The 12,289-nt window shown below is 55.4% G+C and carries 16 protein-coding genes and 1 pseudogene; 13 read left to right on the top strand and 4 right to left on the bottom strand.

From position 1 onward, the window contains the following. The 3 genes from ACT6QH_RS00215 to ACT6QH_RS00205 all read left to right on the top strand — a co-directional run. Window positions 1–181: hypothetical protein (locus tag ACT6QH_RS00215; RefSeq protein ID WP_444972823.1), on the top strand; the 181-nt coding region annotated here is incomplete at its 5' end. A 135-nt stretch (window positions 182–316) separates the two neighbouring features. Beyond that, window positions 317–655: an antibiotic biosynthesis monooxygenase family protein gene (locus ACT6QH_RS00210; RefSeq protein ID WP_444972822.1), complete on the top strand. Its 339-nt coding sequence runs from the start codon at window positions 317–319 to the stop codon at window positions 653–655. A gap of 25 nt (window positions 656–680) precedes the next feature. Continuing rightward, on the top strand, window positions 681–1,553 hold the full coding sequence (locus tag ACT6QH_RS00205; protein ID WP_444972821.1) for a sigma-70 family RNA polymerase sigma factor: 873 nt from the start codon (window positions 681–683) through the stop codon (window positions 1,551–1,553). Window positions 1,554–1,795: 242 nt separating this feature from the next. Here ACT6QH_RS00205 and ACT6QH_RS00200 read toward each other — a convergent pair whose 3' ends face one another. Then, a complete protein-coding gene (locus ACT6QH_RS00200; protein ID WP_444972820.1) occupies window positions 1,796–2,782 on the bottom strand; it encodes a GlxA family transcriptional regulator in 987 nt (328 codons plus the stop codon). 218 nt (window positions 2,783–3,000) lie between these two features. On the opposite strand from ACT6QH_RS00200, the gene ACT6QH_RS00195 reads away from it, so the two are divergent. Further along, window positions 3,001–3,657, top strand: a complete 657-nt coding sequence (locus ACT6QH_RS00195; RefSeq protein WP_444972819.1) for an HD domain-containing protein — start codon at window positions 3,001–3,003, stop codon at window positions 3,655–3,657. A 195-nt stretch (window positions 3,658–3,852) separates the two neighbouring features. Here ACT6QH_RS00195 and ACT6QH_RS00190 read toward each other — a convergent pair whose 3' ends face one another. Further along, a complete protein-coding gene (locus tag ACT6QH_RS00190) occupies window positions 3,853–4,722 on the bottom strand; it encodes an Eco29kI family restriction endonuclease (protein ID WP_444972818.1) in 870 nt (289 codons plus the stop codon). Then, complete coding sequence (locus ACT6QH_RS00185) at window positions 4,722–5,936, bottom strand: DNA cytosine methyltransferase (RefSeq protein WP_444972817.1); 1,215 nt, start codon at window positions 5,934–5,936, stop codon at window positions 4,722–4,724. Before ACT6QH_RS00185 ends, ACT6QH_RS00190 begins: the two co-directional genes overlap by 1 nt. Before the next feature lie 479 nt (window positions 5,937–6,415). Here ACT6QH_RS00185 and ACT6QH_RS00180 point away from each other — a divergent pair, with 479 nt between their 5' ends. The 6 genes from ACT6QH_RS00180 (at window position 6,416) to ACT6QH_RS00155 (ending at window position 10,827) form a co-directional block, all read left to right on the top strand. After that, complete coding sequence (locus tag ACT6QH_RS00180) at window positions 6,416–6,940, top strand: antirestriction protein ArdA (protein ID WP_444972816.1); 525 nt, start codon at window positions 6,416–6,418, stop codon at window positions 6,938–6,940. A gap of 200 nt (window positions 6,941–7,140) precedes the next feature. After that, a complete protein-coding gene (locus ACT6QH_RS00175) occupies window positions 7,141–7,359 on the top strand; it encodes a transcriptional regulator domain-containing protein (RefSeq protein WP_444972815.1) in 219 nt (72 codons plus the stop codon). A 46-nt stretch (window positions 7,360–7,405) separates the two neighbouring features. Next, on the top strand, window positions 7,406–7,654 hold the full coding sequence (locus ACT6QH_RS00170; protein WP_444972814.1) for a hypothetical protein: 249 nt from the start codon (window positions 7,406–7,408) through the stop codon (window positions 7,652–7,654). Further along, complete coding sequence (locus tag ACT6QH_RS00165; RefSeq protein WP_444972813.1) at window positions 7,651–7,935, top strand: DUF2285 domain-containing protein; 285 nt, start codon at window positions 7,651–7,653, stop codon at window positions 7,933–7,935. Before ACT6QH_RS00170 ends, ACT6QH_RS00165 begins: the two co-directional genes overlap by 4 nt. A 111-nt stretch (window positions 7,936–8,046) precedes the next feature. After that, entirely contained in the window at window positions 8,047–9,072 is a 1,026-nt protein-coding gene (locus tag ACT6QH_RS00160) for an SIR2 family protein (RefSeq protein WP_444972812.1), read from the top strand. Window positions 9,073–9,081: 9 nt separating this feature from the next. Continuing rightward, the gene (locus tag ACT6QH_RS00155) at window positions 9,082–10,827 is read left to right on the top strand and encodes an ATP-binding protein (RefSeq protein ID WP_444972811.1); all 1,746 of its coding nucleotides are present in this window, start codon (window positions 9,082–9,084) and stop codon (window positions 10,825–10,827) included. A gap of 1 nt (window position 10,828) precedes the next feature. Here the strand turns inward: ACT6QH_RS00155 and ACT6QH_RS00150 are convergent, their stop codons facing one another. After that, window positions 10,829–11,116, bottom strand: a complete 288-nt coding sequence (locus tag ACT6QH_RS00150; protein WP_444972810.1) for a DNA -binding domain-containing protein — start codon at window positions 11,114–11,116, stop codon at window positions 10,829–10,831. Window positions 11,117–11,250: 134 nt separating this feature from the next. Here ACT6QH_RS00150 and ACT6QH_RS00145 point away from each other — a divergent pair, with 134 nt between their 5' ends. From ACT6QH_RS00145 to ACT6QH_RS00135, 3 genes and pseudogenes are all read left to right on the top strand, one after another. Beyond that, entirely contained in the window at window positions 11,251–11,472 is a 222-nt protein-coding gene (locus ACT6QH_RS00145) for a helix-turn-helix domain-containing protein (RefSeq protein WP_444972809.1), read from the top strand. Window positions 11,473–11,660: 188 nt separating this feature from the next. Further along, the gene (locus ACT6QH_RS00140) at window positions 11,661–11,930 is read left to right on the top strand and encodes a helix-turn-helix transcriptional regulator (RefSeq protein ID WP_444972808.1); all 270 of its coding nucleotides are present in this window, start codon (window positions 11,661–11,663) and stop codon (window positions 11,928–11,930) included. Then, window positions 11,931–12,149 (top strand): annotated as a pseudogene (locus tag ACT6QH_RS00135) (replication initiator protein A); the annotation flags it as partial. Between the last annotated feature and the right edge of the window lie 140 nt (window positions 12,150–12,289).

Here is a 12,289-nt window from a genome sequence, read left to right as displayed (position 1 = left end):
CCGATGCCCGGTTGATGCCCGGAAATACGTGAGCTTGGATGAGAACGAATGGAACAAAGAGAGAACGATAATGGCGCAGAAAACCAGCGTTTTCAACGCTTTTGAGAAAGAATGTTTGGGTGTGAGAAAGGTAGGTGGCGGGCCGAAGACGGCGAAACCGAGAACTACACTTACGCCATAGCCCTCCAAAATGATTGATTTTGTTCCATGCGCGGAGCTTACGCCTCTCCTCAGTAAGATTTTTCGCGCAGCGATGTCACATCTGGAGAGCCTGCCTTGTCATCCTTTTAGTAGTCACATTTCAAAGGAGACGACGATGGCCAACGCAAATACCGCAACAATCGACCCAAAGGCGAAGTGCCTGACCCTGATCAATGTCTATGAGGTCGATCCCGAGAAGCAGGCCGAATTGGCTGAAGTCCTCGCGGCCTCGACGGAAAGCACCATCCGACATCAGCCTGGCTTCATCTCGGTCTGCATTCACAGCAGCCTCGATGGCATGAAGGTTGTGAACTATGCGCAATGGGCGACCAAGGAAGATTTCGAGGGCTTCATGAAAAAGCCCGAGACACAGGAGCAGCTCAAGCAATTCGCAGGCCTCGCAAAATCCGTCGCACCAAGTCTCTACAAGGTCGATACTGTACACGCAGCATAGGAAACTCCGACAGGGTATTGGCACGATGAATGATATTCAGTCCGATCCAACCTTTTCCGAAGTCCGGCCTCAGCTTGTTCGTTTGGCTTACCGGATGCTTGGCTCAGTGGCGGATGCAGAAGATATCGTCCAGGATGCCTACCTGCGTTGGCTGGCCACTGACCAAGATGTCGTGCGCCAGCCAGCGGCGTTCCTGCACACCATTGTCGCCCGGCTTTGCCTAAACGAGCTGAAATCCGCGCGCCGGAGACGTGAGACTTATGTCGGCCCATCGCTGCCCGAACCCATCATCAATACCGAGGAACCGGATTCCATTGATGATATCACGCTCCCGCTGATGATCGCCTTGGAGCGCCTTTCTCCGTTGGAGCGCGCGGCATTCCTGCTCCACGATGTCTTTGGCATGGGGTTCGACGACGTTGCAAATGTCATAGACCGCGAAACGGCTGCCTGCCGCAAGCTGGCAAGCCGTGCTCGCAACCATATCGAGGCGGCGCGTCCCCGCTTCTCAGTGACGAAAGAGCATGGGCTGGAGATCGCGACCGCCTTCTACACCGCATCACGTAGTGGGGATATGAAAACACTGCACTCACTTCTCGCGCAGGATGTAATCGCCAGCGCCGATGGCGGAGGCAAAGTGCCCGCTTCGTCACGTCCGCTGATTGGCATAGACGAGGTGATGGCACGTCACGAGCAACTTGCACTGGAGTTCAGTGTAACGCCATCGCTACTGGTCCGTTTTGCCTTGATCAACGGGCTTCCCGGTTTTGTCACGGTCGAGAAAGACGGGATCGTTCAGACTACAGCCTTGCAGATCGACCAGGAAAAGGTGGTCGCCATCTATATCACTCGAAACCCGGACAAGTTGCAGCACTTGGACGGCGTTTCGCTGCAATAGGCAGAAAAGCTGATCCAAACATCAGCCGTCGCCGAATATCTGAAATTTCGACACGCGGCAGTTGCCCTTGGCGTTGCGCAATCCAGCGCCAGTGTCAGGGTATCCGCACTTTCCTTACCGGCGGCAGGAAGGCTTTGCGCGGCTTAACCCGCCTGTCGCGGGATAGGCCGAGGTGATGCGTCGGCCTCATGCTCGTTGGGGCGGCCAGCCCCCCCTTTAAAGGTGTGCGCTGCATATTTTCCTTACGACAAATTCTCATCGCTATAGTCTGCCGGTAGTGCCGCTTGCTGGAAGTTCTCACGATAGCGCAGTGGACTTAATCCCAAGCGGCGCTGGAAGACGGCGCGCATTTGTTCCGGGGTACCAAAACCACAATCGAATGCCACTGCTTTGAGCGCCAGAGCGGTAGCTTCAAGTAGGTTGCGCGCTTGGTCGAGGCGGATACTTTCGATGAAATCGTGCGGCGTGATCCCAAGCTCTTTCACAAAAAGCCGTGCCAGGGTGCGCGTACTCGTTCCGGCGATGGCAGCGAGGCGATCTACAGGGAATGCCTCGTTCAAATTGTCCATAACATAGGCTTGGACTTTGCCGAGTGGCGTCATTGGATCGCTGGATGGCAATAGGAACGGGCTGAATTGGGACTGCCCTCCTTGACGCTGTGCCACCACCACCAAGCGCTTTGCACAAGCAAGGGCTACCTGCCAGCCGTGGTCCTCTCTAACGAGCGCCAATGCAAGGTCGATACCAGCGGTTACACCTGCTGAAGTTACAAGGCGACCGTCACGAGCAAAAATGCGGTCATGCTCAACACGAGCAGCAGGAAATCTATCCGCAAGTCTCTCAGCGTTCTGCCAATGGGTCGTGACAAGCCGCCCGTCAAGTAACCCGGCATGCCCAAGAGCGAATGCCCCAGTGCAGATTGAGCCATATCGCTCTGCTCTGACAGCCCAATCGCGCAGCCAAATCGACATCGCCTCATCAGGTGCGCGTTCCGGCAAGCCCGGCCCCCCGGCGACGAGAACAGTGTGAAAAGCTCTGGATGCTTCTTCAAAGCCAAGATGCGCGGCCAAAGACATCCCATTGGAGGCCCGGACGAGTGCCGTCATCTCGGCCAGGATCAGGCAGCGATAACCATCGTCTTTACCCAGGAAGCGATTTGCTTCGGCGAAAACATCCAAGGGGCCTGCAACGTCGAGGCATTGAACCCCTTCGTGGATGACCACTGCCACGTCTCTTGTCGGCATAATCCACACCTTGCCTTCTCAGCCAGTCCCCATGAACGGCTGCCAGGCAGGATATACGGCCAGTCTGGCAGAAAATCCATGGTCGTGGAGATTGCCGCCAATCAATCATGTCGCGATAACCAAAGACGCCACACAAAGGGTGATACTTCGCATCCGTCGCTGTATGGATCGTCGAGCGCCCTATCTCGCTAGGAGCACAGATCATGACGGATACTTTTCACCCTGCAAGCGTCAATGGGATAACAATTCCCGACAGTGCCCTTTGCCATGCCATCACGGAATTTGCCCGCGATACTGTAAGCGACCTCTTGTTCAACCATTCCAGTCGCGTGTTTTTTTTCGGCGCTCTCGCTGGTCAACAGCGTGGTCTCACTTTCAATCCCGAGCTGCTTTATGCCGCCACGATGTTCCACGACATTGGCCTTATGCCCTCTCACAGCAGTGATAATCTTCGCTTTGAAGTCGATGGCGCTAACGCAGCCCGTGATTTTCTTCAGAGCTATAACGTGGATGCCTCGGACATCGAGAAAGTCTGGACAGGCATCGCGCTGCATACCACGCCAGGCGTGCCAGAGTTCATGCACCCCGTTATCGCGCTAACTACAGCCGGGGTGGAAATGGACGTACTTGGCCTAACTTATGACCAGTATCCTGACTCTATTCGCAAGGCCGTTGTTTCGGCCTTCCCAAGAACACCGCAGTTCAAGGAGGACATTATTCAGGCATTTTACGACGGGATCAAACATAAGCCGGATACCACCTTCGGTAACGTCAAGGCTGATGTAATTGCCGACAAAGACCCTGACTTTCGTTGCGGAAATTTCTGTTCAGTTATTCGCGGTTCTCACTGGCAAGCATAACGGTGAGAAACGACGGCACATAGGCTATTTTCGGCGGCAATCGGCGGTGCGTGACGGGCCGAAGACAGCGAAACCGAGAACTACACCTACGCTATAGCCCTCCAAAATGACGCATGATAAATAGTAGTTGCATTGGCACCATAGGGTATAGGGTACTGCAATCTTTATAGAGAACCCGTGGTGTTAGCGGTGCCGTCATTCTGAGCGATCCGCGTCGCTCCCATCTTCTACTATTGCGTCAATTCGGTCGGCACGACGAATGCTTTCAGCGAATGCGGCAAACACATCTCCGGTCTCTTCGAAAACTTTTGTAATACGGAAGTGTTCAGCGACCTCCTTGATAATACCCTCTCGGGTTTTTGCTTCCGGATTTCCAACTGCCCACGCGCGGCCAGGATGGATTGTGTCCCAAGGAGACTTGTTGTTCGCTCGCGTAGTAGCAGCGTCGCCGTGCTTCCCCAGGCCAAAGAGAATCTTCGTCTCATTGTTCCAGATTGGCCAGAATAAGTTGATGAGATGGCTTTCCGCAGCGGCCTGATACCCACTTTGAACCGCCAAGGCACGGCACTCAAAATCTGTCAATTCGATCCCGGCGACCTTATCGATGTTTTTGCGATGTTCGTTCAGCCGTCCGTAGAGCTTGGTTTCCTGCTGCACTACAGATGTGGCCCCAACTGGAGGATCGGCCTTGCCAACATAAATGGGCGTCTCGGTCCCCGAAATCGGCCGGTAAATTTCCTCTGGACCCGTGTAGTAGATTGCATAGACGCCAGCCCCGTAAAATGGTTCAATTGCGTCGAGGCGCACACGGTCTTGAGATATCAATGCCAGGGCCACAAAATGCCCGATCAAACGCGGTTCGGCAGGGTCGAAGAAGGCATCGGGTAGCCGAACCGGATCGACATCCCTTTCAAGTTGCTCAAGGCTGCCCTTCATTTCCGCAATGGCAGCCAACACCCTCTTTCGAGACGGTGCGGTCATTTCCGCATTGCGGATTACCTCGGCAAATTGATCGAGCCGGGCGGCCGTCTCGTCCGCCGTTTGCAGTTCAGGTCTACGCGCCATCAAGCCGCCTCGGCTTCATCCAAGCGCAACGCGACGCTCTCGCCCACAACACGGGCGAGTTCCGCAGGCACGGCATTGCCAAGCTGCCTCATACACTCAGACCATGCGCCATGGAACTTGTATCCGTCAGGGAATGTCTGAATTCGCGCGCCCTCACGAACCGTGAAATACCGCACTGACCCATCGGCCCGTCGCAACATGTTTTCGCCGCCTGGAACCCCATGGACGCCAGCCTTCAGTGTTTTTGAAGGTTCATCAAGGTAACTGCCGGTATGACCCGGATATGTCCGAGCATTGGGCTGAAACTTATGATCTGCGATAGAATTGGCGGTTACCCGCTTCTCCGGGTCAGGGAGGTCTCCGATGGCGTCACGTGTGGTCCTCCAAGGAAGGGTCGCAGGCTTTTCATCTTTCGAAAGCCGCTTCGATATCTGCAAAGCACGCCCTTCTAGTATACGTGCCTTCTTGGCGATCTGATGCCGATCCCAATAGTCGCCAAAGGCCTGATCCCAAACCAATGCCTCTTGGGTATGTTCACCGGAACCAAACGACCAGCGGGCGTCAATATCATCGCGGAAACCCACGAATAGCACACGTTCTCGACGCTGCGGCACCCCATAGTTTGCCGAGTTGAGTAACTTGGTAACCACTTGATAGTGCAGGTCGGGGCGCTTCGTCGATGTGTGATGCTGTTCAAGACGGCGAAGGTGGTCTTCCCATGGTTCACCGTCCCGCGCGACCATTTCGGGATGCTCCATTTGCAGCTTAATATATTCAAAATAGGGCAAAAAGGATGCCCGAGTCAGTCCTTTCACATTTTCGAATATGAAGGCTCGGGGACGTGTCTCTCGAACCGCACGAACCGCTTGAGGGAACATATCCCGCGCATCGTCATACGCCCGGTGTCTCCCGCCCAAGGAAAATGGCTGACACGGCGGACCACCGCTTATCAGGTCGAGCTTGCCCTCATACTCCCGAAAATCAACCAAGCGAACATCACCCTCTACGACGTTCCAAGGGTGTTCGGCGACTTGTTCCGCTTCATCCGAAACAGGATGATTGTCGCGCAGCGTATCGCAACACCAGCGGTCATACTCGACGACCATTTGGGGGATGAATCCTGCGTCCGCCAAGCCGATGCCAAGACCGCCTGCGCCTGCGAACAGCTCCACTGATTTCCGTATAATGGGCTTAGCAGGCTTCAGTCCCGACATGCCATTCCTCCTGCTTTGGAATTTCTCCTGTTAGAGCAAAACCGGTGTCAAGTATCAAGAACATATTGACAACATTTGGAGGAAAGCCAACTCGCCCACGCCATCGCAGGCGCTACCATAGCGCCTTACTACGCCCTGCCGGACGCTTGCGCAGCCAGTTCCGTTTTCGGCGACCTGCTCGCCATCCAAGCGCAGCCAAGCGCACCGCAATCTGCTGGGCCTCGCAAAATAAATGAAGCGGCTATCGCCACACGTTTCCCTCCCTAGATTTCTAAGGGCTTCGCCCTCGCGCCAGCAAGGGAAGTGGAACCATCCGGGGTGGGTACCCCAGCCTTCCGCGCCCCAAGTGGCTTGTGCAGGCCGGGTGATCCCCCTCCACTCCGGTCGCCCTTGCTAGTTGCTACCCCAGTCTCGGCGACGGCCAGAAGGTCAGGCGCGGCGTTCCGCTTCGCTGACCTTCAGACCCGAGGACCAGAGACATGACCAATCAATCCGATACCAGCCCCCGCATCTATGTTGCTTGCCTGGCGGCCTATAATAATGGCTATCTACATGGCGCATGGATCGACGCCGATCAGGATGCCGGTGCGATCCGGGACGAGATTGCCGCAATGTTGGCTCGGTCCCCCATCGAGGACGCCGAAGAATACGCCATTCATGATTATGAAGGCTTCGAAGGCATCACCATCCACGAATATTCCGGGATCGAGAATGTCGCGCGCATGGCCGCATTCATCGCCGAACATGGCGCGCTTGGGGCTGGCGTGCTGGCGGAGCTAGACGATGACATCGAACAGGCCGAAACCGCCTTGCGGGATTGCTATCATGGCCAGTTCACCAGCCTTGCCGACTATATGGAAGAGCTGACATCCGACTGCATCACCATCCCCGAGGCCTTGCGCTATTACATCAACTGGAAGACGATGGCCCGTGACGCCGAACTGAACGGCGAGTTTTTCACCGTCGAGACCGGATATGACGAGGTGCATGTGTTTTCCAGCTAGTGAAAGGGTGCTGCTTGCCCACAGAGATGTGGGCAGGCATCTGGCGGAACCGCTAGAATAGTGTTAAGGAAGAAGTAACGATGTATGATCGACTTAGACGATCAATCTATCTGATTTCAGCGACTTTTCTCGGCCCTTCCAACCTTTCACAATCTCCAATCGGGGCGCGTTCCATCCGCCCCGATTGGAGAGGTGACGCCATGCTTACGGGCATCGACTGGCGTTCACCGGCGGCATACCGACATGCGAAGCACATCCCCGCCGCCGGTTTCGCCTGGGAATATCTGCGCCGGAATGACGATTATCGGCGCGACTATCAGGCCGTTGCGATAACCCGGCGGTCTGGCAGCCCCGCGCTGGAAGCCTTCGCGGATCGCTGGGGCTTGCGATTTCCCATGCGACCCGGATGCCCCACCTGACCGACAATCACCGATCTGGAGTCCTGACCTCCAACCGCAGGCCGTGATGTTGTCGCCCTCCGATCACGAGGGACGCGACGCACAACCCGTCATCACACTGGCGCATCTCGACGGCCTTGACCTCCACCACGCCGCCGATGGCTGGCACGGCATCTGGCAGATGGATGGCGTCACGCATCAATTCTGGCTGCCCGACGAGACGCCGAACGCAGCCGCGTTCTATGTTGTCACCCTGCAATGGATACGTTCCTGGAACTGCGTGCCCATGCCGCCCGTCGCTTCTGGCGATCCTTGAACGGCCGCAAGCCCGGTCCTGATTTTCGCATACTGCCCGACCAGCTCCGACAATGGCATATCCTGTCACTGCGCACACTCGACGCCCGACAGCGTGGCGAAAGCTACCGGACCATCGCCGAAGGCTTGCTTGGGTTTCGCGGCACCAAGGAGGATTTTGAGGTGGACCCACGCAAGAACAAAGCCCGCCGCTTGGTCGCACACGGCACCAAGATGATGCGCGGCGGCTATCGCCTGCTGCTGCACTATCCGATCAAGGTGCAAAGTGCCGGAACGCTGTGAGGAGCCTTGATGCGACAAGCAGAACATTCAATCACTTAATTGCAGGCCGTCCTGTATTGTGCCAACATCGCTCGACGTACCGATGCGCCAAACATAAAGACTTTAACAGAAATGGAACTCGAAGACCTCGCAAAGCAATGCCAAGGCTGCGCACAAAAGAACCCTGTCATTGTTCTTGGCAGTGGTGCATCTATTCCCCACGGTATTCGCGGCATGGGCGACTTAGCGAACTGGCTCCGTGAAAACGTGCAACCTGCTGATGAAGCAGAGGTTGATGCTTGGACATTGGTTCGAACGGCGCTCGCGGCAGGCGACCACCTGGAAGCGGCGCTGGAAGGGAGAGCCTTGCCCGCTTCACTGGTAGTGAAGATTGTTCGATCCACGTGGTACTTTATTGCTCAGGATGATTACAGCCTGTTAAAGTCGGCAATCACAGAGAATATAGATTTCCCACTGCGATCACTGTTCGCAGGACTATTCCGCAGCACCAATCGCAACATTCATGTTGTCACCACCAATTATGATCGAGTTGTTGAATATGCCGCTGATACAGGTGGATACATTCATAACACGGGTTTTCTTCCTGGATATGTGCGGCGCGCAGATGGCGCAGAAAATCTGATCTTTAAGCAAGGAAACAACCTGGCACGGACCGTCACGGTTTGGAAGGTTCACGGCTCGCTAGATTGGTTCTCTGACCCTCATGGCGGTGTGATGTCGCTTCCAATGACCAGTGAACTTCCTGATGGGCTTGTACCGCTTATTGTTACGCCAGGGGTAAGCAAATACCAGCGAACCCACGATGAGCCTTTTCGAAGTGCCATACAGGGCGCTGATCGCGTTCTAAACGCCGCCGGTGCGTTTATCTGCATTGGCTACGGTTTCCGCGACAGTCACATTCACCCGAAACTTATGACGCGCTGCCGTGTGCATGACACACCGATTCTCGTGGCAGCGCGAACGCTGACTCCCGAGGCGAAAGACTTTTTGCAAAACAACGCCGGGCGGCACTATCTTGCACTCGAAAATCATGAGAACGGAACCATGATATATAACTTCGAACACCCCAGCGGTGTTGTTATTGAAGGTGAAAGCTACTGGGAGCTACCAGCACTACTTGAACTTATTGGGTATTAGGGGCGAGGAATGAGCATTCTTGACTTCCAGGATGAGGAAAGCCTGGGCAAAATTATCGCCGTTGATACCGCGACCGTAACAGTCCGAGTGGACGAGTTGGAGCGCCTGAAAAGAATCCAAGTGAACAGGCTGACGGCGCTAAGAAGCTCCAAAGCCGGGCAGCATTTGATTGGAATCGTATCGCGCATCACACGAAAGGCGGGAGACGAGGTTGCCGTTGAAGGTGCTGAAGTAGACCCGGAGGCTGTACTACCCGAAAACAATCTTGTTCGCATCGCCTTGATCGGGACACTCGTAGACAAGGAAGGTCTCAGGGAGAACGTGTTCAAACGAACGCTTGAAACTGTTCCTGAGATTGATGCCGATTGCTTTTCACTAGAAGGCCAGCGCCTTACGGATTTCATGCAGGTTATCTCACAGGTTGCAGGCGATGGCCCGCAGCTTGACCTTGGTCGGTATGCTCTGGACGAAGATGCGCGGGCATTGCTGAACGGCAACCGCCTGTTTCAACGCCATGCCATCGTCGTGGGCAGTACAGGAAGTGGAAAATCCTTCACAACTGCCCGCCTTCTCGATCAAATTGCCGAACTTCCGCAGGCCAATGTTATCCTGTTTGATATCCACGGCGAATATCAGACCTTGGATAGCGATGAGTTTCGGCATCTGCGAATAGCGGGGCCTGGTGATATCGGGCAAGATAGAGGTCTCGCGGATGGCGTGCTGCACTTGCCGTTCTGGCTGCTCGGGTATGAGGCACTGGTTTCACTATTTGTAGATCGCTCCGATCAAAATGCGCCAAATCAAGCGATGTTGATGACGCGGTGCGTCACTGATGCAAAGCGGGCGATGCTTGATCCCGTGCACCATGCAGACATTCTGGCAAACTTCACTATAGACAGTCCGGTGCCATTTGACATTGATGGTGTCCATCAGGAACTCGCCAACTTAAATGAACAAATGGTTCCAGGAGCGAATAATCGAGAAAAGCAAGGACCATACTTTGATAAGTTGAGTCGGTTGATTGCTCGGTTCGAAGCCAAGAGAAATGATAGGCGCCTTGGGTTCATCTTCCAACCGCCGACGGCATGTATGGATATGACTTGGTTGTCGGATGTCACACATTTTTTAATTGGCGGTCGCGGATCACAACAGGACCAAAAAGGTGGCATTAAGATCATTAACTTCTCAGAAGTTCCGTCCGATATTCTGCCGCTTATGGTTAGCCTGATAGCTCGCCTGATTTTTACTGTGAGCCAATGGACCGCGCCTGAGAATCGACATCCAATCGCTCTTTTTTGCGATGAGGCGCATTTGTATATTCCTGAACGTGCGTCGTCAGATTCAGCGGATGAGGTTTCGGTTGGAATTTTTGAGCGTATCGCCAAGGAAGGTCGAAAATACGGAGTTGGATTGGTTGTTATTAGTCAACGGCCGTCAGAGGTTAATCGGACTGTTCTCAGCCAGTGCAACAACGTAATTGCCATGCGGCTGACGAATGGGGATGACCAGTCCGTCATTAAGCGGCTGCTGCCCGACAGCCTTGGAGGTTTTGGCGACCTTTTGCCCGTTCTTGACATTGGTGAGGCGTTAGTCGTTGGTGACGCAAGCCTTTTGCCGACACGAGTGGTGGTTGCGGAACCAAGATTCAAGCCGAACAGCGCAACGGTTGATTTTTGGGATCGTTGGCGCGATGCTGAACCTGTGAATGAAACAGGTAACGCCGTCCGGTCTTGGCGGCGACAGAGCAATCAATGATTTAGACTCGCTTCACACCAGCCTGTTCCAAAATCTTCCGATACCCCTCGCGCGATAGCCATTGCGCGCGTTCGAGGTGGCTTTGCCAGCAGCGATAGGTCCGCTGTTCCTCAGCAACCGGATCACGATGCAGCACGATTCGAGCGACTTCCTGCCAATCCGCGCCCTCGGCCTTTGCATCCAGAAGCCGCAGATAGGTCACAAAATGCCGTTCGTCATAGGCGGTTATGGTATCGTCGGTTGGCGCTTCATCGTCCACATCGGGGTCGAGCGGCGGTCGCCCAAGCATTGAACCTTGTCCTATTCATCAGGAACGCGGACTCATCGAAGCAAGTCCCGCAAACGTAAACAATAACACGCTCCGATACGAATAGGAACGATCATTCCTAGAAGGATCGTTCCTATGCTGGTTCCCCTCGCACCATGGATCTCAAAGAGATCATGGCGAGGAATCTGCGTCTGGCACGTCATGACAAACAGTTGACGCAAGAAGAACTTGCCGACCGGGCGGGCTTGAGTATGCGTTATGTCGGAGCCATTGAGCGCGGCGACGTGTCTGCCAGTGTCACGGTTCTTGGCCAGATTGCCGATGCGCTTGAGATGGAGCCGGGCGATCTCTTAAAGAAAACGCCCGCACCGAAGTAATCGCCACACTGCGACTCCATACCGGGTGGCGCATCGCGCCCAAACATCACAGAAGAACTCCACCCACTTAGTTGGGGTGCCGCCAACGCCACCCCGCAAATGCGGCACGCTACGCGCCGCCGGTCTCTCTCCATGGTTCGCCACAGTCCGCTGCCGCCCCCGGCAGCCATCCCGACTGGAGGTGATCCATGCCAAACCCGCTTGCGGGAATGCCGCCGCGCCTGTTGCGCACCCAGGAAGCCGCGCGCTTTCTCGGCATTTCCATCCGAACCCTTGAGAAACATCGCACCTATGGCACCGGGCCGACCTATCGCAAGGTCGGCGGCCGCGTCCTCTACACCGTTGAGGACTTGCAGGACTGGACCGCCATGGGCGCGCGCAAATCCACGCGCGACAAGGATGCCGGGACGGTCTTTCCCGCGCGTCCGCTCACCCCCGAAGAACGGGGCGAGCACTGAATGCTGGATAATGACAGGCCCATCCGGCTGAACGAAGCCAGCGAACGCAGCCGCCTCGATCCTTTCGTGGTCGCAACGGGCGATGCCCCGCCGCGTGATCAGCGCGACCTGATGGAGCGGCCGTTCTTCTCGCTGGCGAAACGGCCCCGCACCAAACCCATTCTTTACAAGACCGCCGATGTCGAGGTGCAGGTCTTCGCCATGCCCGAACACGGCATGTTGAGCTGCTGCCGGTTTGGTGGACACCTCGATAAGATCGTGTCCTTGAAGCGGAGAGCAGAAAATGACAAGACGGACCTATAGCCGTGAGTTCAAAACCGAGGCGGTGAAGCTGCTCACGGAACGTGGCGTTGGTGTTG

The sequence above is a fragment of the Haloleucobacter albus genome (assembly GCF_052492075.1).
Note: the sequence above shows the minus strand (reverse complement) of the source record. Positions and strands in the feature narration are given on the sequence as shown.

Excerpts from the sequence above, each read along its gene's own strand:
- ACT6QH_RS00210 (WP_444972822.1), top strand. The coding sequence starts at position 317 with ATGGCCAACGCAAATACCGCAACAATCGACCCAAAGGCGAAGTGCCTG.
- ACT6QH_RS00205 (WP_444972821.1), top strand. The coding sequence starts at position 681 with ATGAATGATATTCAGTCCGATCCAACCTTTTCCGAAGTCCGGCCTCAG.
- ACT6QH_RS00195 (WP_444972819.1), top strand. The coding sequence starts at position 3,001 with ATGACGGATACTTTTCACCCTGCAAGCGTCAATGGGATAACAATTCCC.
- ACT6QH_RS00190 (WP_444972818.1), bottom strand. The coding sequence starts at position 4,722 with ATGGCGCGTAGACCTGAACTGCAAACGGCGGACGAGACGGCCGCCCGG.
- ACT6QH_RS00185 (WP_444972817.1), bottom strand. The coding sequence starts at position 5,936 with ATGTCGGGACTGAAGCCTGCTAAGCCCATTATACGGAAATCAGTGGAG.
- ACT6QH_RS00180 (WP_444972816.1), top strand. The coding sequence starts at position 6,416 with ATGACCAATCAATCCGATACCAGCCCCCGCATCTATGTTGCTTGCCTG.
- ACT6QH_RS00175 (WP_444972815.1), top strand. The coding sequence starts at position 7,141 with ATGCTTACGGGCATCGACTGGCGTTCACCGGCGGCATACCGACATGCG.
- ACT6QH_RS00170 (WP_444972814.1), top strand. The coding sequence starts at position 7,406 with ATGTTGTCGCCCTCCGATCACGAGGGACGCGACGCACAACCCGTCATC.
- ACT6QH_RS00160 (WP_444972812.1), top strand. The coding sequence starts at position 8,047 with ATGGAACTCGAAGACCTCGCAAAGCAATGCCAAGGCTGCGCACAAAAG.
- ACT6QH_RS00155 (WP_444972811.1), top strand. The coding sequence starts at position 9,082 with ATGAGCATTCTTGACTTCCAGGATGAGGAAAGCCTGGGCAAAATTATC.
- ACT6QH_RS00150 (WP_444972810.1), bottom strand. The coding sequence starts at position 11,116 with ATGCTTGGGCGACCGCCGCTCGACCCCGATGTGGACGATGAAGCGCCA.
- ACT6QH_RS00145 (WP_444972809.1), top strand. The coding sequence starts at position 11,251 with ATGGATCTCAAAGAGATCATGGCGAGGAATCTGCGTCTGGCACGTCAT.
- ACT6QH_RS00140 (WP_444972808.1), top strand. The coding sequence starts at position 11,661 with ATGCCAAACCCGCTTGCGGGAATGCCGCCGCGCCTGTTGCGCACCCAG.